20 protein-coding genes and 1 pseudogene are annotated in these 22,422 nt (G+C 66.0%); 14 read left to right on the forward strand and 7 right to left on the reverse strand.

Features of this window, described 5'->3' with window-relative positions; all coding sequences use genetic code 11:
* Nucleotides 1-6: 6 nt before the first annotated feature.
* Nucleotides 7-1,566, reverse strand: a complete 1,560-nt coding sequence (locus PX52LOC_RS27685; protein ID WP_149113121.1) for a DNA methyltransferase — start codon at nt 1,564-1,566, stop codon at nt 7-9.
* Between the two features lie 72 nt (nt 1,567-1,638).
* Nucleotides 1,639-2,157, reverse strand: coding sequence for a hypothetical protein (locus tag PX52LOC_RS27690; RefSeq protein ID WP_149113122.1), 519 nt, complete (start codon nt 2,155-2,157; stop codon nt 1,639-1,641).
* A 123-nt stretch (nt 2,158-2,280) separates the two neighbouring features.
* On the opposite strand from PX52LOC_RS27690, the gene PX52LOC_RS27695 reads away from it, so the two are divergent.
* Nucleotides 2,281-2,748, forward strand: a complete 468-nt coding sequence (locus PX52LOC_RS27695) for a hypothetical protein (RefSeq protein ID WP_149113123.1) — start codon at nt 2,281-2,283, stop codon at nt 2,746-2,748.
* Between the two features lie 9 nt (nt 2,749-2,757).
* Here the strand turns inward: PX52LOC_RS27695 and PX52LOC_RS27700 are convergent, their stop codons facing one another.
* From PX52LOC_RS27700 to PX52LOC_RS41030, 3 genes are read right to left on the reverse strand one after another with little or no spacing between them, the layout of a single operon-like run.
* On the reverse strand, nt 2,758-4,323 hold the full coding sequence (locus PX52LOC_RS27700; RefSeq protein ID WP_149113124.1) for a hypothetical protein: 1,566 nt from the start codon (nt 4,321-4,323) through the stop codon (nt 2,758-2,760).
* Nucleotides 4,324-4,356: 33 nt separating this feature from the next.
* Nucleotides 4,357-4,833 carry a hypothetical protein gene (locus PX52LOC_RS41025; protein ID WP_168219241.1) on the reverse strand — a complete coding sequence of 159 codons (477 nt, stop codon included), beginning with the start codon at nt 4,831-4,833 and terminating at the stop codon, nt 4,357-4,359.
* An 11-nt stretch (nt 4,834-4,844) separates the two neighbouring features.
* On the reverse strand, nt 4,845-5,039 hold the full coding sequence (locus tag PX52LOC_RS41030) for a hypothetical protein (RefSeq protein WP_168219242.1): 195 nt from the start codon (nt 5,037-5,039) through the stop codon (nt 4,845-4,847).
* A 25-nt stretch (nt 5,040-5,064) separates the two neighbouring features.
* Here PX52LOC_RS41030 and PX52LOC_RS41035 point away from each other — a divergent pair, with 25 nt between their 5' ends.
* From PX52LOC_RS41035 to PX52LOC_RS27740, 8 genes are all read left to right on the forward strand, one after another.
* Entirely contained in the window at nt 5,065-5,382 is a 318-nt protein-coding gene (locus PX52LOC_RS41035) for an excisionase family DNA-binding protein (RefSeq protein WP_168219243.1), read from the forward strand.
* Nucleotides 5,361-6,122: a hypothetical protein gene (locus tag PX52LOC_RS27710; RefSeq protein ID WP_149113126.1), complete on the forward strand. Its 762-nt coding sequence runs from the start codon at nt 5,361-5,363 to the stop codon at nt 6,120-6,122. Before PX52LOC_RS41035 ends, PX52LOC_RS27710 begins: the two co-directional genes overlap by 22 nt.
* Nucleotides 6,122-6,457, forward strand: a complete 336-nt coding sequence (locus PX52LOC_RS27715; protein WP_149113127.1) for a hypothetical protein — start codon at nt 6,122-6,124, stop codon at nt 6,455-6,457. The genes PX52LOC_RS27710 and PX52LOC_RS27715 overlap by 1 nt, the downstream gene beginning before the upstream one ends.
* Nucleotides 6,454-6,720 (forward strand): hypothetical protein, encoded by a 267-nt coding sequence (locus PX52LOC_RS27720; RefSeq protein ID WP_149113128.1) that lies wholly within the window; start codon nt 6,454-6,456, stop codon nt 6,718-6,720. Before PX52LOC_RS27715 ends, PX52LOC_RS27720 begins: the two co-directional genes overlap by 4 nt.
* A 16-nt stretch (nt 6,721-6,736) precedes the next feature.
* Nucleotides 6,737-7,159, forward strand: coding sequence for a helix-turn-helix domain-containing protein (locus PX52LOC_RS27725; protein ID WP_149113129.1), 423 nt, complete (start codon nt 6,737-6,739; stop codon nt 7,157-7,159).
* A 16-nt stretch (nt 7,160-7,175) separates the two neighbouring features.
* On the forward strand, nt 7,176-7,625 hold the full coding sequence (locus PX52LOC_RS27730) for a hypothetical protein (protein WP_149113130.1): 450 nt from the start codon (nt 7,176-7,178) through the stop codon (nt 7,623-7,625).
* Between the two features lie 2 nt (nt 7,626-7,627).
* The gene (locus tag PX52LOC_RS27735; RefSeq protein WP_149113131.1) at nt 7,628-7,867 is read left to right on the forward strand and encodes a hypothetical protein; all 240 of its coding nucleotides are present in this window, start codon (nt 7,628-7,630) and stop codon (nt 7,865-7,867) included.
* A 153-nt stretch (nt 7,868-8,020) separates the two neighbouring features.
* On the forward strand, nt 8,021-8,659 hold the full coding sequence (locus PX52LOC_RS27740; protein ID WP_149113132.1) for a hypothetical protein: 639 nt from the start codon (nt 8,021-8,023) through the stop codon (nt 8,657-8,659).
* 424 nt (nt 8,660-9,083) lie between these two features.
* Here the strand turns inward: PX52LOC_RS27740 and PX52LOC_RS27745 are convergent, their stop codons facing one another.
* Nucleotides 9,084-9,740: a hypothetical protein gene (locus tag PX52LOC_RS27745; protein ID WP_149113133.1), complete on the reverse strand. Its 657-nt coding sequence runs from the start codon at nt 9,738-9,740 to the stop codon at nt 9,084-9,086.
* 1,239 nt (nt 9,741-10,979) lie between these two features.
* On the opposite strand from PX52LOC_RS27745, the pseudogene PX52LOC_RS44140 reads away from it, so the two are divergent.
* Nucleotides 10,980-11,493 (forward strand): annotated as a pseudogene (locus PX52LOC_RS44140) (transposase).
* A gap of 84 nt (nt 11,494-11,577) precedes the next feature.
* Here the strand turns inward: PX52LOC_RS44140 and PX52LOC_RS27760 are convergent.
* Nucleotides 11,578-13,002 (reverse strand): cation:proton antiporter, encoded by a 1,425-nt coding sequence (locus tag PX52LOC_RS27760; RefSeq protein ID WP_149113136.1) that lies wholly within the window; start codon nt 13,000-13,002, stop codon nt 11,578-11,580.
* A 923-nt stretch (nt 13,003-13,925) separates the two neighbouring features.
* Between PX52LOC_RS27760 and PX52LOC_RS27765 the strand changes: the two genes are divergently transcribed.
* From PX52LOC_RS27765 to PX52LOC_RS41040, 4 genes are all read left to right on the forward strand, one after another.
* The gene (locus PX52LOC_RS27765; protein ID WP_149113137.1) at nt 13,926-18,320 is read left to right on the forward strand and encodes a bifunctional serine/threonine-protein kinase/formylglycine-generating enzyme family protein; all 4,395 of its coding nucleotides are present in this window, start codon (nt 13,926-13,928) and stop codon (nt 18,318-18,320) included.
* 131 nt (nt 18,321-18,451) lie between these two features.
* Entirely contained in the window at nt 18,452-18,832 is a 381-nt protein-coding gene (locus PX52LOC_RS27770; RefSeq protein ID WP_149113138.1) for a hypothetical protein, read from the forward strand.
* A 200-nt stretch (nt 18,833-19,032) separates the two neighbouring features.
* Nucleotides 19,033-20,268, forward strand: a complete 1,236-nt coding sequence (locus PX52LOC_RS42105) for a glycosyltransferase (RefSeq protein WP_218575174.1) — start codon at nt 19,033-19,035, stop codon at nt 20,266-20,268.
* Between the two features lie 733 nt (nt 20,269-21,001).
* Entirely contained in the window at nt 21,002-22,420 is a 1,419-nt protein-coding gene (locus PX52LOC_RS41040) for a glycosyltransferase family A protein (RefSeq protein WP_168219244.1), read from the forward strand.
* Nucleotides 22,421-22,422: the final 2 nt, after the last annotated feature.

Genomic DNA, 22,422 nt, shown 5'->3' on the forward strand with positions numbered 1-22,422 from the left:
GCCGTCCTACGTCATCGCCCGGAGCACTTCCTGTTCCTCGTCGAGGATCTGCTTCACGGTGAGGGGGATGATGGCCCGCTTCTCGTCGCGCAGGAACCGGTCGATCTCCTTCTTCGCCCCGCTCGTGTAGTCGAACGCGACGAAGTAGCCGCGGGTCCGCTTCTCTCGCCGGAGCACTGTTTCGAAGGCGTCGATGTCGGGCCGGCCAACGCTGTCCCGCTGCTTGACCTGGACCGGGTACCAATGGTCCATGAAGTCGAGTTGGTCCGGCTTGCGGCGAACGTCATCGTCAATCGCGTCCACCGGGTAAATCTTCCCGTCGATCCCCATGTCGCCGGTCTTCCGCTTGTTCGAGACACCGCCGAGCGCGACGACAGCCCAGTTCTGGAACTCGAACGGCGGCATCTTTCGGAGTGTGTCTTCCTCGAAGGGAAGGCCGGTGACGACGAAGTCCGTTCCTTCCTTCAACTTGCAGACCTTCTCCAACCGCTCGGACATGACCCGGCAGGCGGTGGGCGAAACGTCGATCCCGATCCAGCGGCGACCGAGTTGCTGGGCGGCCACGAGGGCGGTACCACACCCGCAGAAGGCGTCGAGGACAAGGTCGTCGGCGTTGCTGCTGACGCTGGTCATTCTTTCCAGCAGGGGTAGGGGTTTTTGAGTCGGGTAGCCGATCGCCTCTTTTGCTTGAGAATTCACCGGCGGTAGATCATCCCAGACACTCTGGAGCGAAACTCCTTTCGAGTCCTTCAAGTATCGCTTTAGGCTCGGCTTGGTTCCTTTCGGCGGGATCGCGACAAGGCCATCCGCGATTAACTGTTCCATACGCTCGCGCTTGTATCTCCAGTAGCCTTTGACGCCCAAAACCTCATAAAAAGGGTTCCCCTTGGACGCCCCGCCCGGCCCCGTGAGGTTGTCCCACCTGAATAGACCACGACTGTCCTTGTGTCGGTAGTGAGACCGCACGTACTCTTCACTGAGACCTGTATAGACGTGATTCCATGTGTGGTCCGATCCGCCTGAGTACAGAAGCACGGTGTCGTGAATACGCCCAAAGTGCTTACTGCCCTGACGGGCATCATTATGGGCGGTGCTCCGCTTCCAAATGACTTCGTTGATGAAGTTGTTCTCGCCGAAGATCTGGTCGAGCATCACTTTCACGTAGTGGCTGGCGTGCCAATCGCAGTGAAAGTAGAAACTGCCCGTCTTCTTCAGAACCCGGGCCAACTCTACGCACCTCGGCCGCATGAAGTCGATGTAGGCTTTAGTCGAACCGTGTCGATCGTCGAAGGTTCTCTTCTCCTTCGTCTCGCCCCAGAAAGTCTCGTAGTTCCGGTCGCTGTTGAACGGCGGGTCGATGTAGATCAAGTCCACGAAGGCGTCGGGCAACTCCCGGAGTACCTTCAGGTTGTCGCCGCAGTAGATGCTCTGGGCGTCGAGGGCGGACGAGAAGAGGTTGCTAACGGGCTTGGCCGTGAGGGATTTCTTCGGGGGCATGGGGACGGTCGGGTCAGGGGGTGCGGCGACCGTGCCGATGGGGATGAGCAGGGAAGGGAGATCGTCCACCCGTTTGATAGTTCTGTCAAGCAAATTCCACTCCTTCGCTCTCCCCGCGGTTCCCAGCCCCGCCACTGGCCGTCACTCGTCATAGCCGTGCGAGAGGCTCACGAGTCGCCCGTCGTCGTTCGCCGTGGCCCGCCGCCCCTTCGCCGCCAGCCCCAGGTCGATTTCCGCGTACCCGCCGGCCATGAGCGCGCCGCCCAAAGCGTCGCCCAGCCCGCGGAGGGCCTCGGCGGTCACGGCCGGGGGCACCTCGGCGAACCGCGCCCGCCAGGCGTCCTTCGCCGCGTCGATCTCGTCCCGCTTTGCCAGGACGGCGTTGTGCACGACCTCGCTCACCCGCTCCCGCTGCCACGGGCAGGTGGCGTCCTCGACGTGCCGGAGCGTCTCCCCGGCCACCCACGCCAGGCCGCCGTTCGTCTTCGCCTCCCGGAGGAGCGAGTCGACGGCCCGCAGGCCGGCCGAAATCGCCGCCTCCCACTCGCCCGCTTGACTGTGGAGCGTGGCGGCCCGCTTGTGGCACGCTTGCGCCGCCGGTTCGTCCCCGGCCTGCTCCGCGACGTCGCCCTTACCCGTCCACTCGTTCGCCGTAGTCATGCTGAACCCCTTTAGGTCGGTTGAAACTCGCCACCCGATTCTACCCGCTCGCTGATTTCTACCGTCCTTGACTCACCCCCGCCCCCGCGGGATGATGCGCCGCACTTCCGGGAGGGCGGGCCGATGCGCGACCGAGACGACGACAGCGGCGAGTGGGAGGCGAGGCGGAAGCCGGCGAACGTGGCGATCGTCGCCGCGGTGTGCATCATGGTGAGCCTGCCCGCGGGGTTCGCGGGCGGGTTCCTGATCGGCCGCACGGCGGCGACACCCGCCCCGGCTCCGCCCCTGGCCCCGATGGTCGCGCCGGCGGCCCCGAACGTACCGCCCCGGGTCGCGCCGAACGCCGAAGTCGGCCCCGAGCGGAAGGCGCTTCGCATGACGTTCGCGGCGTTCAAGGAGAGCGTCCACGGCCGGACGCGGGAGCAGGTCGAGAAGAAGTACGGCCCGCCGGCGCGGTCGATCGACGACCTGTCGGGCGCGTGGGACGGGCCGGTGTCGGTCTACGAGGGCGACTTTACGGCCCCGGGCGGGAACAAGGTCCGGGAGGTGCACCTCTACTACAAGGACGGCGTCGTCGCCGTCGTCGGGTGAGCGACCCCGTCACCCCGGCCGCCCGTTGTTCGCCGGCCGCTGGCCGAACTGCTGCTGGAGGGCCAGCTGCTGTTGTTGCAGGAGCAGGGCGTCTTGCGCCTTCTTGATGGCCTCCAGCAGCATCGTTTGCTTCTCGGCCTCGGTCATGCCACCTTCGCGCGTGATCGAGTCCTGAAGCCGGTTGAACGCCCCAATCGCGTCTTCGCGGCCCGGGTTCACGGGCATCGGCAGGCGGTGACCGCCGGGGTCGTCGGGCTTCTCCTTCTTCCCCCGCTTTGCGGCATTCTGGAGCGCGTCGTCGATGATGCCGTTCACGACGCCCTGGAAGTCCGGCGGGCGGAGGTTGACGATGGCGGCCATCGCCTCGCGGACGATCTCGGCCACCCCGCGGGCGACGACCCCGAGGCCGTCGATCCGGTCGGCTAAGTCCTGAATGAACCCGATCACTTCCGGGTCGGTCGCGAGGTCGGTGATGGCCTGGGCCAACTCTTCCAAGAACGGCACGACCACCGCTTCCGCGAGTTCCAAGAGTGCCTGCCGGACGGGGGCGAGCGCGACCCACACCTTCTCAAATGCCGCGAAGACCTTGCCGAGCGCGTTCCGGATCGGCTCGGAGGCGGCCACGAGTGTGGCGAACGCGACACCGGCTGCCGTCGCCGCGGCGGCCAAAGCCCCCAGGATGATCGTCACGGGTCCACCGGCCCCGGCCACCCCGATCAGGGCCGGGGCGAGGCCGGCGACCGCCTTCATCGCGCCGCCCAACAGGCCGACGACCGGGCCGATGACGGGCTTGGCGAGCGCCCCGGCCGCGGCCACCCCGCCGACGGCCAGGCCGGCGTGCATGAGCTGATCCTGCTGCCGGATGGTGAGCTTCGACAGCCAGAGGTTTAACGCTTGCATCCGCCGCGTGAGGGCCTGGACGACGGGCAGGAAAATCCCCGCCAACTCGCGGGAGAGCATGGTGAACTGGGCGGCGAGCATGTTCCCTTCGACGGTGTTCCTCAACCCGGCCCGGACCATGCCCAGGATGCCGCCGGTAGCCACCGTCGCCGCGGCCGTCAGCGCGTGGAGTGGGGCGGCGCGGATCCCGCGGTTCGACCCGTCGCCCGGCCGCCCGGCCCCCATCGCGCGGCTCGCGTTCGCCGTGACGCCGGTGATGGTGACGGGCAGGTTCTTGACGGAGTTGCCCCACCCCGCCGGGCCGCCCTTGTTGCCCGCCACGAACCCCGCCGCCATCGACACCGCGCGGCCGGGCATCGTGTCCTGGGGCGACGGCAGTTTAGTCGAGCGGATCAACCCCCCGAGCGGCCCCGGAGTGCCCCATCCCGACGGCGCAACGGACCGGGCGGGCGACTGCGCCGGCACGGTTGGCAGCGTGGGCAACTTGACGGGCGATACGAACTGGAACCCGCGGTCGGCGAGCGCCTTCTTCACCCGCTCGACTTCCTTGCCGAACTCCTTGAGGTCGTACATCGCCTTGTCGTAGTTCTTTAGGTGGAAGTTCACCGCTGCCTGCTGCCGGCGGGGGTCGGGCTGGCCTTGCGGGCGGTTCGGTGGCTTCGGAGGCGGGAACATGATGGGTCATCCGTTGCGTGAAGGAAGGGGATGTTAATCAGCCGGTTGGCCCGTGGCTTTCTCTCCCATCGGCGTCACAAGGGAGGTGCCACCGATCAGAAACTCCACGAAGTTTTCTTCCGTCAGCACTTCCTTCAGCCATTCGCGCGTCACGGCCGGCGTGTTCCCGACGGCCGCCAGGTACACGAACTCGCGCATCCCTTCGGGGGTCTGTGTCCAACTTTGAATTTCCGCGTCCGTCGGCTCGCGCTTCCCGCCCGCCGCCGTGTCGATCGCTTCCCGGAACAGGGCGGCCCGGTCGTCCGGGGACAGGGGACAACCGGCGGCGCGGGCGTCGGCGACGGCGCGCAGGGCCAACTCCATCGGGCTGTGCATCTTGGCCTGAAGTTTCGTGACCGCGGCCTTGCGAAGTTTCCAAGCGTCGGCGGTCGGAATCGGTCGCAGGATCAAGTCCCGGCCGCCGAGGGTGACGAGGGCGGGGCCGGCGGAACCGGGCAAATTCGTGGACATCGGGGGAAGCCTCAGCGGGTGAGGAGGGCGATTTTGGGCAGGGCCGGCAGGGTGATGATCGGGCGGGTGAACCGGGACACGTCGACCGGCGGGGCGGTCAGGCGGCCCACGTCGGCCACGCCGGTCATCCGCGTCAGGAACCGTGACACGACCGCGTCGCGAATCCGGAGCACGTCAGCGGCAAGTTCCTGGACGGGAGTCGTCATCGGGTGGGGTCCTGGGTCAGCGGCAATGTTCCTCGACTGTGGCCGCATCCGGGGAACGCCCCGCAGCAACCCGCAGTTCCCCGCATCGCGTCCTTCCCCGTCCGGCCGCCACAGTCGGGGCATGGGATCGACGACCACGTCCGAACCGGCGTACCTGTCCCGCGTCCAGACCGCCCGCCGGCTGAACGTGTCCCTGCGGCTCGTCGACGCCATGCTCGCGGACGGCCGCCTGCCGGCCGTCCGCGTCGGCGGGTGCGTCCGCGTTCCGCTCGACGCGCTGACGCCCGAAGCCCTACCCCCGTACCAACCACCGGAGCCGACATGCCCCCCGCCGCAGGAGTGACCCCGCCCGCCGACCCGCTGGCCGCGATCGCCGCCGTGCAAGCCGCCGTCGAGGCGTTCGAGGGCGTCCAAAATCACGACTTCGACCGCGACCTGTCGGACGTCCTCGCCGCCCTCCACCTCCGGTACCCGCACGTCGACGACGCCCTCGGCCTGCTCGTCCAGTTCGAATCCGATCAGGAACTCTTGGCCCGCCGCCTCGCCGGGTCTCTCCAATACTCGCTCCATGCCGTCCCGGGTGGGGTCCGCAAAGCGCTCGCCCATCGCGAGGAGATGCTGATCCACTATCCCCAGAACGCCGACCGGTACGCCCCGGCCGGGTTCGTCGCCACCCACGGCCTGCGCGTCGAGCACCTCGTCAGCGTCCGGCAAGCCGGCTCGCCCCTGACGGCCGACTACGCGGTCGTCCCGGCCCGGTGGGAGGACGGGGACGTGGCGCGGGACCAACTGCCCGGCCTGCTTCCGGCGGAGGCGCTGTTCCGCGGCCGGTACTACTGCCTCGGGCGGACGCAGCCGGCGTTCGTGAACGGCCGCGTCCGCCCGTTCTTCTCGATCGACGCGATCAAGCGGCACACGGCGGCGCTCGTCGCCAACCAGGCGGCCGTGCAGCGCGAGGACGAGGAACGGCTGCGGGCCGCAGAAGAAGAGGACCGGCAGCGGGAGGAACAGCGGCGGCTCAGCCGGCCGATCACGGTCGGGGAGATGGAGGCCCTGCGGCGCGAACTCGCGGGGGCGAAGTAATGGCCGCGTACGTCGACGCCACGAACCGGGCGAACGCGACGCCGGACGAGGACATCCCGTTCTGGCTGTCGCAGGTGCTGAAGGCGAGCACGCTGGCCGAGTACGCGGCGACGCGGTGCGTGCCGTTCGCCGACCCCGTCGCCCTCGGCCTGTGGCTGGCGGACCTCGCCCCGGGCGGGACCGACGACGCCCGTTTGGCCGTCGCCGTCGCGCACCTGGACGAAGTCGAGGCGGCGGCCTTCGACCATTTGTGGAAGACCATGGCGAATGCCCGGGCGGAACTGCACGACGGGTTCGCGGCCTACCGGGACTGGAAGCGGGGGGGCCGCCGGTGAGCATCGAATCGCGGTTGGCGAAGTTGGAAGCGGACCTGAGCGACGGGGCGGACGCCACGCCCCTGCACCTGCCCCCGCAGTGCGTCGACCCGTTCGTGGTGTCGCGGATGGCGGAGCGGGCGTTCCGCGAGCCGGTGACGACGGACGACGAGTTGCGCGACATGGCCCGCGGGGACGCGAACGCCGTCGAACTGGCCGTCGAGTGGGCCGTGGCCGAGGCCCGCGACACGGCCGCGTCCTGGGCCACCCGTGAGACGAATTGACACCGCGTGACACCGTATGACACACGACCCGCCCACCCCCGCGGCCGGCCCGCCGGACGACGACAAGCCGTCCCGCCGCCGGTTCCAACTCCGCTTGATCGCGGAACTGCTCCTCTGCGGGACGGTCGACGAGGCCGCGGCGAGGGCCGGGATCAGTCGCTCGACAGCGCAACGGTGGATGAAACAGCCGGGGTTCCAGAATCGCTACCGGCAGGCGAGAGAGGCGGCCGTAAGTGCCGCCGTCGGCCTGCTCCACAACAGCACGAGTTCGGCCGTGCAGGAACTGGCGAAGATACTCGCCAGCGACGTGACCCCGCCGGCCGTGAAGATCCAGGCCGCCAACGCCGTCCTCGGCTGGGCCGCGAAGTTCGGCGAGCTGCTCGACGTGCGAGCCCGCCTGGCCGCCCTGGAGCGGAAGGCGAAGCAGAAGAAGACTTAACCTTGGAGGATGCCCGATGAGTACCGTGATGATCCCGGCGAACGCGAGCGCCGTCCCCGGCCTCGACTACACGCCGAGTCGGACGGAGGCCGAGCGGATGGCGTCCATGCCCCACTGCCGGATGACCGTGTACAAGGCGATCGTCGGCGACCGCGTCACCGGCCGCCAGGACGGCGACGGGCGGTGTCCGCACTGCGGCGGCGTCCACACGGTCATCGACGTGTTCGACTCCGAGGCACAGGTCACGAAGGCCCTCGCCGGCGGGCAGCGGAACGCCCTGCTGTTCGTCCGCGACGGGGACGGCGGCGCGCCGTTCGCGCTGGTCAACGGCGACCCCGGGGTGACGATCAAGTCCCTCCTCGGGTACGACCCGAACGAGGCGGTCGCCGCCGCCCGGCCGCACCCGCCCGGGTTCGTCACCAAGGCGATCGGAAACTACGACCCCCGCATGATTACGAAGGGCTAACCGTGAACATCGAATCCCGCCTGGCGAAGCTGGAACAGGACGAGGCCGCGGCCGGCGACACCGGGCCGCTGGTCGTCCGCTACGGCTGCACGCCGGACACCGACCCGAAGCCGGCCGTCCCGCGGAAGGGCGACACCCGCCTCTGCCTCGCGCCGGGGCAGGGATTGCCGGAATGGGCGAAGGGCCGGCCGACGATCTTCCTCCCGGCCGAGACGGGGCCGCACGACTGGCCCGGCGATTAGTGAGCCACGCCCCGGTCGGGTATGGTTGGTACGTCGGTGTGGGGCCGGCGAACGACCGGGGTGTTCTTTCCGCGTTCCTGCACGTCCTGCGTTCCTTCCCCCATCCCCGTTACGATTGAGCCATCGCCCGTCTCGACCCCCGCGAGGCCCCCGATGCCCGTCGCCCGCTCCGGTTCACGCGCGTTCGCCCTCGACCTGTCCCATGTCCCGGCGTCCCTCGACGACGTCCAACAGCTGCGCACCTACGACCCGAACCACTACGGCATCCGGGAGGCCGTTCGGCTGCGGCACGTGTACGCGACGACGGTCGGCCGGTTCGGGCGGGTCTCGTACCGCGTCCGCCTGCCCGAGTCGCCCCCCGGCGGCCCCGCCGCGTCCGCCGACCTGGCCGGCCGGTTCCACACCGCGTCGACCGCGGGCAAGGCGGCCGTCCGGTTCCTCAAGTGGCGGTATGGCGACGCCTGGGCTCCCGCGGCGCGTCCGCTCACACTCCCGGACGTGGACGCCTTCGACGACGAAGTGCGCAACGGCCGACCGCCGGTGTGGGTCGGCCGCATCTGGGTCGCCGGGGTGCCGGAGTTGGTGTTCGCCGACCGACGGGGGGAGTTGGGGTTCGCGTCGCGCGACGAGGCGAAAGCCGCGGCGGTGCGCATCGTGCAGGGGCAGCTCGGGGCCGACTGGCGGTTGTACCTGGGGCGGTACCGGCGGCCGTGGGCCGACCCGATGCCGGCGGGTCGGTTGCGCATCCCGGACGTGGTGCGTGAGGAAGTCGGGGCGGCGGCAGGTTCTTGAAGGAGGAGATCGCGAATACCCTAAGTCGGGTAGAGGATATTCCCGGAAGTGCTGAAACCGTAGAGAGTTCCGCGATTAAAGTCCGCCCGGTGTACGCTATATCCAGTGGAGATACCAGGGTGGTGAAAGGGTGTCGCCAATAGCGACACCCTTGGCGGAAAGTGCTGGTAGCAAAAGGCTTTGGCCGAGCATTTTACTGACGTCAGTAAGTTTCGCCGCGGGTGCTTGAAGCAGGTGATCTCGTTCATTCCGATCGCCCGCTGGGCCGAGCAACTCCAACGGTTGGAGATGCTCTAGGTTGAAACGGTTTCAACCTGAACGCGCCGCGGGTATTTTATGGGAACGCATAAAATACCCGGTCACCATCTCGGCTCACGTCGCTGACGAACAAAGGGTGTATCTACTGGATACACCCTTACCCAGGTCAATCGCGTCCGGGTTGTTCAGGTGCGGTGCCGTGTTCCGTCAACGGCGGCTTTTCGCACGACCCTCGACGCTCGCGATCACGGAGTAGGGCTGCTGCCGCTAGAAAGGCTTCCTCGGAGTACTGCTCGCGGTCGTTCGCTTCCAGCATCTGGCGCAGTTCTTCCGAGGACTTGCCTTCCAAATTTTTCTTGATCGATTCGAACAGCACAAAGTTACTCTGGCCGCCCACGGGCGACCCCAACCCGAGTGGCTTCGCGGCCAGACGGCACAAGCCCGCGACAACCAGAGCCGTCCCAACGAAAACGCATCCGGGCGGCCACCGGTACCAAAAGGGCGGGCTGAGGTCGGATTCGCTCACCCCCAGCAACTCGGCCGCCTTGGCCGAGGAGATGGCGTCGTACTTGTCCCTGTCGTAGACGCAGTACGTGCCCTCGGACGTCCAAAGGTCGATCCAGAAGAGCCCGAAGTAGTGGTACTTGTACCCAATGCCGTTGCTCTTGTGGAACAGCCGCACCTGATCGAGTGGGGTTCCGACGTGGTTGATTGTCTCGCCCCACGTGACAACCACTACCCCTTTCGCGCTTACCTCGGAGGTTAACATCAGTGCGAGGGCCAAGGACATGCCGACGAACGTCGGGACGGGGCGGATCGTCATCACCCACTTCACTTTCTCGCTCGTGGCGTCGCCCGGTCGCTCACGGTCACCGCGCCGCCGCAGGGATGCCTTGACGACAGTTGTATCCGACGGTACGCCCGCACTTCAGTTTCATTCGCCCGAGGTGATCCATGCGCCGCCCCGCCCGCTTCGCGCCTCTCCTCGTCGCGCTCGTCTTGGCCCTGCTCGCCGGGTGCCGCCACCAAGGCTCCGGGCCGGGCGGGAGTTGGCACCTGTGAGGATGATGTGGGCGACGGGGGAGGGACAGGCTTGGGACAGGGGGAGGGACAGGTTCATGCTCACCCCTGTCCCTCCCTTGAGGTGCCTAGATTTCAAGCATTAACGTCATCAATCTTGAAGGGGAGGGACAGGAGGGACAGGCATCTTCCCTCCCTGGAGGTAAAGAGAAAAAGAGAAAGGTATCATGCGGCCTTGTGGATGGGCAAAGCGGGGGCCTTCGTCTGGGGCTTTTGCGATTCCACAAGGGTAATGATGGCGGCTTGGACGTGGTCCGGCAGAGACGGCCAGGCTTCGACGACCCGTGACAACTTGGTACATGTGGGGGTACATGTGACCGGGTCAAAGTCGTGTTTCCGCTTGGAATTCAAGGGAAACGCGAGTATGCCCTTCCCCCTTCTAAGCGGCAGGTTGTGAGTTCGAGCCTCACCGGATGTACTTCTCGCAGGTCATTGCAATTCGTCACTTCTCGTTACAAACCCCTAGAAAACTAACCGTTCTCAATCTGATCCGTTTCACCCGGAGAAATTGCTTCCGTCGCCGGTCGTCGCATACTTTCGCCCGTCTTCGCTAAAAAGTGGTGCAAGCCGGGGTGCAAACCAAAAGCTCACGAGTGCAAGCAACGTCTCGGCCGTCCGCTCCAAGTCGGGCCGCGTCATCCCCGAGAATGGCCCACTCGTCTGCCCTGCTCCCGGCAGCGGCAACCGGGCGACCGCGTCGGCCTTCTCCTTCATCTCCGTGTGGCTGTAGCGCCGATCGTCAGCGTGGGCGTCGAGTGACGGGCCAACTCCTGAACGACCTTTACCGGCGCGGTGCGGGCCAACAGAGACGTGTAGCTATGGCGAATGGAGTGGAAGTCGGCCCGCTCCTCACTTCGATCAGCACGCCCGCGGCCGCCGTGTCGCGGTGAATCATCACCGCGGCCTTCTCCCACCACAGCCCCGGCCAAATGCGAGCGTCGGCGGGCTTGTCGGTGACCTCAGCGACCGCGATTGGGCCCTCCTGGCTCCCTTCTTCCCCGCCGCCCCGGCCCACCGGGGCGGCCAGTAGAAGGACCACCGTACGATGCTCAGCGGCGTCTTCCATCGCCTTCGGACGGGTTGCCCGTGGCGGGACTTGCCCGGCCGATCCGGGCCGTGGCAGAACGTGTACGAGCGGTTCGCCTCCCTTCGCGCGTCCGGCCGACTGGCCGACATCCTGGCGGCCCTGCAACTGCGGCTGAACGCGGCCGGGCGGATCGACCACGCCCTGTACTGTGTGGACGGGACGAACGGCCGGGCCGTCATCCCCCGTCGCAAGGACGAGCGGCCGGGCGGCCCGCCGGCGGTTCGATAAGACCTCGTACCGCCGGCGGGCCGGGGTGGAGCAGTCCGTCGGGTGGCTCAAGGAGAACCGGGCGGTCGGCACGCGGTTCGACAACTTGGCCGTCAATTACTTGGCCGGCGTACACCTGGCTATGATCCGACGCTACCTCCGCCTTCTGAACGCTCAGACCGATTCAGCAGACAGCGCCTAACCGCCACAGTCCGTGCCCGGCAACCATTCTGAGCCGGGCGAGCGGGCCGCGACTTGGGAGCCGGCCTGCGCCCGTGGTCAACCCTCACTCTCGACCTGCGGACGGACCGTTCGGGACCAGCAGGCCGATAACTGGGCTGGTCATCGCGGTGGTGGCCAGGGCCATGATGACCATCATGGCGAACAAGGCCGGGCTGAGAACGCCCATATCCAGCCCGATGTTCAGGGCGATCAGTTCCATCAGGCCGCGGGTGTTCATGAGTGCCCCGAGGGCGGCGGCATTCCGCCACGACTGGCCGGTCAGCCGGGCTGCTACCGTCGCCCCGCCGAATTTCCCGGCCGTGGCCACCAGCACGATGGCCCCCACCCACAGCCAGTCCGCACCGGTACTGACCAGTCCGATCTGGGTCCGCATCCCGGTGTACGCGAAGAACGCCGGAAGCAACAGCACCGTGACCGGATCCTTGACCTTGGCGGCGAACTCCCGGGCCAACCGCCCGTCGTGCGGGATGACGGCCCCGAGGAGGAACGCCCCGAACAGGGCGTGGATGCCGATCAACTCGGTCGTCATGGCCGACGCCAAGACGGCGAGAAACGTGCCGGAGACGACCAGCGGGTGGAGCGGACCGGCCGTCGAATCGACCTTCGCGCTCCACCGGGCGACGAGCGGCCGGGCGACTAGGAGCACGAGCGCGACGAACGCCGCCGCTTCGGCGGTGACGGCGACGACCCCGGTCAGCTCGGACTGCGCCACCCCGACGATCAACGCCAGCAAGCACCACGCCGTCACGTCATCCGCGGCGGCACACCCGAGGGCCACGATCCCCAACTCGGTCCGCTCCATCCTGCGGTCGGTGAGGATGCGGGCGAGCACCGGGAAGGCGGTGATGGACATGGCCACGCCCATGAACAAGGCGAAGCTGGCGAACGGCACCCCGGCGGGGGCGAACCCGCGGTACAAGGCCAGTGCGAGGGCCGAGCCGAGGACGAATGGGAGGACGATGCTGGCGTGGGACACGGCGACGGCCGACCGGGCCTGCTTGCGCAGCCGCGCGGCGTTCAACTCCAGGCCGACGAGAAACATGTACAGGACGACGCCAATCGTCGAGACGGCCTTAATGGCGGCGGGCACCTGCCCCTTCGGGTCGGCGGCGGCCGACGGGATGAGCAGGTGCATCGCGTCGGGCCAGACTGCCCCGAGGAGGGACGGCCCGAGCACGATGCCGGCGACCACCTCGCCGATGACCGGCGGCTGGCCGACCCACTGGCAGGCCCAACCGAGGGCCGTGCCGAGCAGGATGACAGCGACCAGGGTGGCCATGACGTGCAGCACCACATCGACCTGCTTGGCGGCGGCGGTTGAAACGGCCGCCGTCGGCCCGGCGAGGTCGGACCCCGTGCGGCAAATGAGGACAACCGCCCCGATGCCCACGGCGAGAAGAGTGACATAAGCCACGGCGCTGAGCCAGGGGCCGGTCCGCGGGGCGGGTAGCGTGTCGATCCGGGACATCGTGACCTCCGGTAGGTGTCTCGGAGACGATATCTGTTCAAACAACTTTTGTCCAGACAGACATTCGGGAATGCCTGATTGGGGTGTAGGTCTGCCCGATGCCCTTCGGGCAGACCTACGTCGATCGGGTGTGGCTGCGCTCGCAGGCGGCTGTCAGCCAGTCACCGCGGTTCGTGAATGGCTGATCAACCGGTCAACGGCCCACCGAGTTCCGATGCTCAGGCGGACCTGGACAGTGGGCCGTTTCAGGGTGATGATGACCCTATGACAACCCTCACCGACCTATCCGTGTTGCTCCGCTTGTGCGAGACGGAGTCGAGTGTGGCGTTATGGGAATCATGGGTGGACACCGCCAAACACTTACTCGATATGTCCACCGACAGGTCACATCTCATCTCACGAGAGACTGCGGCGCGATCGCTAGATGCGTGGTTACGGTACTGGGAACTGTTCGGCCGAGTGCTGTCCCCACCGGCCGTGTGTACCGGCCCTGACGGCGTGCTGACACTGTCATGGGACCGTGGCGAATGGCACATCGCTTGGGAATTTCGACCCGAGATACCGCCTACGTTTTTCTACCGCAATCGGCAAACAGGCGAGGCGAACGTGGGGGAGATTCCGTGGCTGGCTGACCGCCTCGCGGAAGTGAGAGCCGTTCTGTAAGCGACGGTCCCGCACTGTTCGCTCGGCCGCCCGCCACGAGCTCGACGGCCCGCTCCGGCGGCAAGTGGTGAGCGACGGCCTCATAGAAATCGGCCGGCATCTGCGCATTTGCCACGCCAAGAACCTCCACAATGGGAGCGGTTCCACGGCCGTAGCGTAAAGATCATGCCGAGAGGTTGTGTCACAACTTGTTATAGCCTTCGATAGCTGCAACCATTAAATCAGAGGGATCGTTAGAATTCCCCGGGGTGACTCTCGCCATGAACGACCCCAACGAAACCGTTAACTTCCATTCGATCAACACGAGATCATACAACCCCGGTACGACCCCAGCACCCCTTCCGACACGCATCGGGCGCTACCACATCCAACAATTGCTCGGCAGTGGCGGGTTTGGACAGGTGTACCGAGCCCACGACGAGCAACTCGACCGGATCGTGGCTATCAAAGTCCCCCACCCCCATCGCATCACCACACCCGCGGATGTCGATGCCTATCTGGCCGAAGCCCAAATCGTCGCCAGTCTCGACCACACGAATATCGTTCCAGTATACGATGTCGGCACTGCGGACTACTGCCCCTTTTTTATCGTCTCCAAGTACGTGGAAGGCCGCACCCTGGCGAGTCGGACCAACACCGACCGGCTGTCGTTCGCGGAGGCCGCAGGGTTGATCGCTACTGTCGCAGAGGCGCTCCATCACGCCCATCGGAAGCGCATCGTCCACAGGGATATCAAGCCCCGCAACATACTTCTCGATAACGCCGGCCAGCCGTTCGTAGTGGATTTCGGACTCGCCCTCAAGGACGAGCACATCGGTTCTGTTCCGAACTACGCCGGAACCCCCGAGTACATGTCGCCGGAACAAGCCCGCGGCGAGGGGCACCGAGTCGACGGTCGGAGCGACGTCTTCAGCCTCGGTGTCGTCTTTTACGAACTGCTCGCAGGGCGCCGTCCGTTCAGGGCCGAAACGATCTCCGAGTTGTTGGAACACGTCCAGCTGTTAGACCCTTGGCCGCCCCGCCAGTACGACGACTCTGTCCCCAAGGAACTGGAACGAATCTGCCTGAAAGCGATCGCGAAGCGGGCGTCGGACCGGTACACGACCGCGAAGGACATGGCCGACGACCTGCGATACTATTTGGCCGCGGGCGCGTTGGTCTCCTCTCGCACGCCGGTTCCGCAGATCGGTCTCGCTGAACCCGCATCCGGGGCGATTCCCACCTCCAATAGCGGGCCGATCAAGGTTGTACCAAAGGGACTACGGTCGTTCGATGCTCACGACGCCGATTTCTTCCTCGAACTGCTGCCGGGGCCGAGGGACCGGAACGGCTTGCCCGACAGTATCCGATTTTGGCTGAACCGGATCGGAGAACTCGACCCCGACCACACGTTTTCCGTGGGCCTGATCTACGGGCCGTCGGGGTGCGGAAAATCGTCTCTCGTGAAGGCGGGACTGCTGACCCGGTTGCCCGACACTGTAACCGCCGTTTACGTCGAGGCGACCGCCGGGGACACGGAGACGCGGCTGCTAAACGGTCTACGAAAGCGATGCCCTGCGCTGCCCGGGAACCTCGGGTTAACGGAGGCGGTGGCCGCCCTGCGGCGCGGCCAAGGGCTCGCAGAGGGCAAGAAGATACTGATCGTCCTCGACCAGTTCGAGCAGTGGTTACACAAGAGGAAGGACGAGGCGAACCCGGAACTGGTTTCGGCCCTGCGCCACTGTGACGGCAGTCGGGTCCAGTGCATCATCCTCTTAAGGGACGACTTCTGGATGGCGGCGACCCAGTTCATGAACGAGTTGGAAGTCCGCCTCGTGGAGGCTCACAACTCGGCGGCGGTCGAACTCTTCACCCTCCGTCACGCCGAGAAGGTGTTGACCGCGTTCGGCCGCGCCTTCGGGGCGCTGCAAGCGGCCCCCACGGCACCGACAAGCGACCAGAAGAAGTTCCTCAAACTGGCGGTGTCCGGACTGGCTCAGAACGGGAAGGTGATCCCCGTGCGCCTGGCCTTATTCGCGGAAATGATGAAAGATAAGGCCTGGACCCCCGCCACACTCAAGCGCGTGGGCGGGACCGAGGGGATTGGGGCCACGTTCCTCGAGGAGACGTTCAGCGCGGCGACCGCTCCTCCGGAACACCGATACCGCGAAAAGGCGGCCCGGGGCGTCCTGAAAGCGCTGCTCCCGGAAGCAGGCGCGGACATCAAGGGACACATGCGGTCGGACGGCGAACTGCTCGACGCTTCGGGTTACCGGAGCCGCCCAGCCGATTTTGACCACCTGATCCGCATCCTTGATGGCGAACTCCGCCTCATCACGCCGACCGACCCGGAAGGAAGGGACGAAGGTGGGAGGACGGCCGACGAAGAAGAGACTGTTTCGACCGCCGCGAATTCCGTCTCGCCGCCTCTACTCCAACGGTACTACCAACTCACCCACGACTATCTGGTTGTGTCGTTACGGGACTGGCTGACGAGGAAGCAGAAGGAAACCCGCCGGGGTCGGGCCGAGTTGCTGCTGGCAGACCGAGCGGCCCTTTGGAACGACAGACCGGAACGGCGCTATTTGCCCTCGCTCGGGGAGTACCTCAACATTCTGATTTTCACCCAATCAAATGGGTGGTCAGATCCTGAGCGGCGAATGATGACCAGTGCCGGTCAACGGCAAAAGGTTCGTGCGACCTTCGGCGGCCTGATCCTGCTCGGTGTCTTTGCCGCCGTCTTGCTCGGGTACCGACAGTTCTCCGAGGACCGGGCACGGGGACAAGCGCAGGCGCTCGTTGATAAACTCCGCGTCGCCGACGTGAAGGAACTACCCTCGATCCTCGAAGCCTTGAAGGAGCGACCCGAACGGCATGTTCCTCTACTTGAGGTGATCGCCGACAATGAGGGGCGACCCGCCCCCGAGCGATTCCGGGCAGCCCTTGCCTTGGCCGATGGCCCGGCTCCCCACGCGCGTCATCTAATCCGTCTCTCGCTTACGTGTGATCTGGCCCACATCAAGGTCGTCAGCGACAGGATCGCCCCCCACGCCGACGGATACCGAGGCGAACTGTGGGAGGTGGTCGGAGAGAAGAATTTGTCCGCTTCCTCTCGCCTTCGCGCGGCGGTACTCCTCGCGGTCGCAGATCCGAAAGGGGCGCACTGGTCAGAGATCGCCGCGAAGGTGACCGATGCACTGATAACCGCGGCCTCTCTCGACATCGATGGCTGGGCAGAACTGCTCGAACCGGTGCATCGGGATCTCGTGCCGGAACTGCGCGTGCGATTCTTGACGGCTTCATACAGCGACGCGGAGCGGTTGACCTCCGCCCGTGTACTCGCCCGTTACGCGGACGCCGAGACGCTTCGAGAATTAATCTGTGTCTCAACACCGGCCCAGCACACGGTCTTGGTAGACGGGTGTCGGCGCTACAGTCGTGAGATCTGTCAGGGGTGCCGTGACCTCCTCGGTAGCGCACGAAACCCGCAGGACGGGCGGGATCTCGGGCGACGCCGGAACGCGGCGGTCGCGCTGCTCCAACTCGGCCTCCCGAACGACATTGAGGGCCCCCTCTCGGGCTCGACCGATCCGACCCTTCGAACCACATTGATCCTTGAGATGCGGTCATTCGGCAGCCCATCCGAACGACTGGTCGGTGCATTCGACCGGTTCGAAGATCCGGTCGCCCGTCAGGCCGTGCTGCTCGCCCTCGGACGGTACCGCGACGTGGAGTTGCCAAATGAGGCGCGGGCGACTTTTGTTGCGAAATTGGAACGGCTGGCCGAGTCCTCACAACACCCCGCAGAACGCAGTGGCGCGGTGTGGCTACTCCGCAAATGGGGTCAGGAAGCCCGCGTCCAAGCGATTGAGGAGAAACTCGTCCGCTCCTCCCGATCGTCGGACGCCGGGCTGTCGGAACGAGGCTGGTGCTTGACCCCCGAGGGCCACACAATGGTACTCGTCCGCGGGCCCGGATCGCTCGCCGGTGAGGCCGAGCAGGGGGGCGAGAAGCGCACCGCTCACCACGCCCTCGCGGTTGGCGCGCACGAGATCACGATGGAACAGTTCGAGCGGTTTCGGCCGGATGCGAAATTCGCAAATGAAGTGGCCGGTGATCAGAGGTGCCCGGCCAACAAAATCTCGCTCGTCGGCGCGATCCAGTATTGTCGGTGGTTGAGCGAACGGGAGTCGATCCCCGAGGATCAGATGTGCTACCCGCCCGTATCAGAAATCGGACCCCAGCACGCGGTCCTTACGGACGCAACTCGGAGTAAGACCGGTTACCGGTTGCTGACGGATGCCGAGTGGGAACACGCATGCCGTGCCGGTTCGTCGACGACTTGGCTCTGCGGGGAGGTCGAGCAACAACTGGAGGAATTCGCGTGGTTCGCGCGAAACAGTCAGGGGCGCCTCCACACGGTCGGCCAATTGATGCCGAGCCCCTTCGGGCTGTTCGACATCGCAGGGAATGCGGCGGAATGGTGTCACTCCACCCGGGCACCGAAGGAAACCGGGGTCATCTGCGGCAGCTCCTACAACGAACAAGCCCGAGCGCTCCGCTCGGATCTGCGCCAGCCCCTCTCGAACACGGGATACAGTTTCACCGGGTTCCGGATCGCCCGAACGGTCGGGCCCAGCAAGTCCCCGGAGCCGCAGCACCGGCGGGAGAAATAGATGTCAACGTCTCAAAATAGAGACCCATCGCCTTGCCTGTGTCGTCTCGATCCGGTACAAGTCAGCAGAACAACTCCAATCCGTTAAAGTTCATTCCCCGACAGACCTCCCAATCGCCAGGAGTTCAAGAGATGACGGGAGAGCTCGCATTCCTGATCTTGCTCACACTTATTGCCGCCCTCGTGCTCGTGTTTGTTATTCGAATCGACTTCGCCATCCGGGCCATTCTCAACAAACGTCTCCCGGCCATCCTCAGGTTCTTGGATCATAATGCGGAAGAGTTACCGAAATTCGACCACGTCCATGTGTCCGGTTTTATCGGCCTTCGGGTACACGGTGTGTTCATCGTCTGGGAGTGGCGAGCGGGGCGGTGGCATTGTCTTTCTCAGGCCGGCGCCGCAGATCCGGGCGTTCCGCCTTCGTTCTCGGGAGCTTTCGAAGGCGACGTTGCGAAGACCTGGACGCAGTTGACCGAGTCATCGCAATCTTCCACCCGCGCCTCTTCGCCATGAGCACCCATCGCAGCCCGGACTCGTGTCCGCATCGGCGGCCGGCGCTGAAAGTCGGGCCTGATCGATGGGCGTGCGCAACCGTGCTCCAACTACTCGGTGACTTGCCGGCTGGTGGGCTAGTGGAACGGGCTGTTTGCGAGGCGTGTTGCCGGTACGCGCTCCCACCCGGGCCGCGCCTCAATCCGGTGGTCGCTTCGCGCGTGTTTTCGGCCGTCCGCGAACTCAGTTCCCGCGGCCCGGTCAACGCTTCACAGCGAATTGCGTGCGAGCAGTTGACCAGCTTCGCCGTCCGCTGGCTGGCCGACTTGTCCAACGGGCAGCGGGTCATCCCGTACATCGAGGAGGCCGCACGGGCGGCGGTTTGCGATCGGTCCCCTTCCGATCCGGCGCGGCACCCGAAGATCGGGCTGGTCGGACCGCAGGCGGGCTTCGGCCTCGCCCACCTGAACCGGGACGTCGCGGTCCACCTCGGTATCGACCGGTGGCTCGTCGTCGGCCCCAGAAGCCCGGCGAGCGACACGTCGTGTCGAACGGACGTTGTGTCCCACCAGGCGGGTACGGTGGAACTCGAAACGTGGCTCGAAGGGCTCGACGTCGTTCTCTTCGCCGAGCGGCCGTTCTTTCCGGACTTAACGGGCGCGGCCCGACGGGCGGGGGCGCTTGTCGCGTGCGTGCCCATGCTGGAATGGCTTCACCCGGGGATGGAGTGGCTCGGCGAGGTCGATCTGATGATCTGTCCGACCCGCCACGCCGCTCGCGTCCTCGCCGACTGGAAGCAGCGCTACGGGTTCGCCTGGGCGGTGGAGTGTGTCCCCTGGCCGATCGATGTGGACCGGTTCCGATTCCGTCAGCGCCGGTCGTGCGGTCGGTTCGTCTACGTGCACGGGTCCGGCGGAGCGCGGGGCGAACGCGGTGACGGTTCGCACATTAACCGCAAGGGGCTCTCCGTTCTGGTTGAGGCGGCCCGGCGGGTGCCCGAGATCCCGGTGCTGGTGTACGCGCCCTTGCGGGACGTTCCGTCACCTCCCCAGAACGTGTCCGTTTGCCGGCCTCCAAAGAACAATGCTCAGTTGTTCGACGAGGGAGACGTGTGCGTCCAGCCGAGCCACTGGGAAGGGCTGGGTTTGCCGCTGCTCGAGTGCCAGGCGGCGGGGCTGCCGTTAATCACGACCGATGCCGCACCGATGAACGAACACCGACCGCTGGCGGTCATCCCGTGCACCTCGGAGGCAGTACAACTCGGTCCGGACCTCTTCACCAGCGCGGCGGTGATCGACCCCGTTGACCTCGCAGATGTGTTGCGCTCGGTTCACCGGCAAAACATCGCGAGTCACAGTTCCGCGGCGCGACACTTTGTCGAATCCGAGCACGCCTGGAAGACGGCCGCGCCCGAGATCCTTCGGTTCGTCGGAACGTCGAGGAAGCCCGTCGGTTGAGGGGCACCACCGACCCCGATACCCCGGCACGTGGTCCATCGTTCTCGCGACCAATGGAAGACCGATGCCCAGAAAGGCTCTCCTGACGCTCCCAACGGCGGACACCTGCCGGTGGCAGATCACGACCAACGACTCGCGGGCTTGTGGCCTGGTCGCGGCCGTTCTCGAGGTCGGCCCGAGCATTACGGCTCCCCTGAGCGCCGACGTTTGTGAGGCGTGCTGTCGGAGTTTCCCGCCTTCGCCGGAGCAGTTGAATCCGGTGGTAGCGAGCCTCTTGTACACCGCATCGGGCCGCGTACTCGCGGACGGCACGATCCCGGCGGACGGTGTCGAAAAGGCACGTCAGGTCCGTGAGCGTGCGCTCCGTTCGTTGAACGTGGCTCACCCCGACTCCCGTCGGATTACGCCGGCGCGGGAGACGATACCGTGCCATTGGCTCGGCACCGCCGTGACAGCAAGTGACGGGCCGGTTGATAAAACCGTGACCCACCGGTGTCGGCACCCTCGGCACGAATGGGCTTCACCTTCGATCTGCAAGATGTGTCACGACTGGGCGATTCGACCCAGCGTTTCCCGACCCCTGACGCTCGACGAGATTGTGCCGCCCCCTGAGCGGCTTTGCGGTCCCGCGGTTCGGAAATGGGGGGTCGGCATTACAACTTCCCCGCGACGGCAGCCAACCCTCGAGATGTGCTTGGACGGGGTGGTGCGTGCGGGGTGGGAGGAGCCGCTCTTGTTCCTCGACGGTACGGTTCGCATCCCGGACCGCTACGCCGATCTGCCGGTCACTTGGCGCGAGAACGGGATCGGGGCTTGGCCGGCGTGGTACCTTGCTATGGCCGAGTTGTGCTTCCAGCGGCCGGACGCAGACGCTTACGTGATCCTCCAGGACGATGTCCTCCTACACGACCGTGGACCGCTGCGGGAATACCTGGAGCGGGTTCTGTGGCCGGGTGATCGGCCTGGGGTGATCAGCCTCTTCTACACGGGAATCGACGCGCGACACGGTTGGAGCCGAACGGGCTGGCACTGGGGCGCTCAGGGCTTCGTCTTCCCTCCCGGGGTCGCCCGGGCAATGCTCGCGGACGCCGACCTGTCCCGGACCTGGCTGGCGACCGCGGGCGGCCCACACAGCCCGATCCCGGAGCGGATCCACGAGTGGGTTGTGCGTGCGGGTGTCGACGTCTGGTTCGCCAACCCGAGCCTTTCGCAGCACGCTGGGAACGCCAGCACGATCTGGTCCGAGGCGCACATCTCGGGGGGGCGGAAGGCCCACTGGTTCAGTGGGAGCATCGACACCGAATTCGCCGCCGAGGAGAACTTTGCCGCGTTCCCGGAGGAACAGTTCCCCTGCGCCGCGCGGGATCAGAGCGGGTACCAGGATCGTGTCGATCGTGGTCGGGAGCGGATGGCCGGGCACTCGGTCGTCATCTGCGGCCTTTGCCGGAACGTCCGCCACTTCCTGCCTCGCACCGCCGCACGGGTCGAAAAGCTCGGCAGCATGTTCCGGGATTACCGGGCGATCTTCTTCGAGAACGACTCCGAGGATGCGTCGCCAGAGTTCCTCCGCGACTGGGCATCGGTCAACCCTCGTGTCGAGTTCATCAGCGAGAAACTCGGGGTTCGGCAGTACCCGGCGACCCGGGATCTCCGCCGGGCGGCCTGGCTCGCCAAGTGCCGGAACCGGTACCGCGAGCGTTTCGCCCAAGCCTACGCCGACTACGACTACGTGATCGTCCTGGACACCGATCTCATGGGTGGTTGGAGCTACGAGGGAATCGCCCACACGTTCGGCCACGAGAGCTGGGACTTCGTCGGCTCCTATGGACTGCTCGGGCGGGTCCCGCGGAGGGCGGACGAGTTCCCGTACGTTCACTTCGACACCTGGGCTTTCCACCCGGCCAAAGGTACCGCGGCGCGACAACTGACCAACTTTGCGGACCTGCGCTTGCACCGCGGCGACCCGCTGCTGCCGGTCGAATCCTGTTTCGGCGGGCTGGGTGTCTATCGGTCGGCGTGCCTGCTCGAATGCGCCTATGCGAGCGACACCGGTGTGGAACACACGGGGCTCCACGATCGCATGAAACGGGCCGGCTTCGACAGGCTATTTCTGAATCCGAGTCAGGTAGTCCTTTATTCGCCGGGTTACTAGCA

It is taken from the genome of Limnoglobus roseus, from assembly GCF_008254045.1.
GTDB classification, from domain to species: Bacteria; Planctomycetota; Planctomycetia; order Gemmatales; family Gemmataceae; genus Limnoglobus; species Limnoglobus roseus.

What these genes read in the sequence shown, in the direction of transcription:
- PX52LOC_RS27770 (WP_149113138.1), top strand. Translation starts at nt 18,452, where the DNA reads ATGACGGGAGAGCTCGCATTCCTGATCTTGCTCACACTTATTGCCGCC.
- PX52LOC_RS27730 (WP_149113130.1), top strand. Translation starts at nt 7,176, where the DNA reads ATGAGTACCGTGATGATCCCGGCGAACGCGAGCGCCGTCCCCGGCCTC.
- PX52LOC_RS41035 (WP_168219243.1), top strand. Translation starts at nt 5,065, where the DNA reads ATGTTCCTCGACTGTGGCCGCATCCGGGGAACGCCCCGCAGCAACCCG.
- PX52LOC_RS27695 (WP_149113123.1), top strand. Translation starts at nt 2,281, where the DNA reads ATGCGCGACCGAGACGACGACAGCGGCGAGTGGGAGGCGAGGCGGAAG.
- PX52LOC_RS27725 (WP_149113129.1), top strand. Translation starts at nt 6,737, where the DNA reads ATGACACACGACCCGCCCACCCCCGCGGCCGGCCCGCCGGACGACGAC.
- PX52LOC_RS27710 (WP_149113126.1), top strand. Translation starts at nt 5,361, where the DNA reads ATGCCCCCCGCCGCAGGAGTGACCCCGCCCGCCGACCCGCTGGCCGCG.
- PX52LOC_RS41025 (WP_168219241.1), bottom strand. Translation starts at nt 4,833, where the DNA reads ATGTCCACGAATTTGCCCGGTTCCGCCGGCCCCGCCCTCGTCACCCTC.
- PX52LOC_RS27700 (WP_149113124.1), bottom strand. Translation starts at nt 4,323, where the DNA reads ATGTTCCCGCCTCCGAAGCCACCGAACCGCCCGCAAGGCCAGCCCGAC.
- PX52LOC_RS27740 (WP_149113132.1), top strand. Translation starts at nt 8,021, where the DNA reads ATGCCCGTCGCCCGCTCCGGTTCACGCGCGTTCGCCCTCGACCTGTCC.
- PX52LOC_RS27765 (WP_149113137.1), top strand. Translation starts at nt 13,926, where the DNA reads ATGAACGACCCCAACGAAACCGTTAACTTCCATTCGATCAACACGAGA.
- PX52LOC_RS41030 (WP_168219242.1), bottom strand. Translation starts at nt 5,039, where the DNA reads ATGACGACTCCCGTCCAGGAACTTGCCGCTGACGTGCTCCGGATTCGC.
- PX52LOC_RS27760 (WP_149113136.1), bottom strand. Translation starts at nt 13,002, where the DNA reads ATGTCCCGGATCGACACGCTACCCGCCCCGCGGACCGGCCCCTGGCTC.
- PX52LOC_RS27690 (WP_149113122.1), bottom strand. Translation starts at nt 2,157, where the DNA reads ATGACTACGGCGAACGAGTGGACGGGTAAGGGCGACGTCGCGGAGCAG.
- PX52LOC_RS27745 (WP_149113133.1), bottom strand. Translation starts at nt 9,740, where the DNA reads ATGACGATCCGCCCCGTCCCGACGTTCGTCGGCATGTCCTTGGCCCTC.
- PX52LOC_RS27715 (WP_149113127.1), top strand. Translation starts at nt 6,122, where the DNA reads ATGGCCGCGTACGTCGACGCCACGAACCGGGCGAACGCGACGCCGGAC.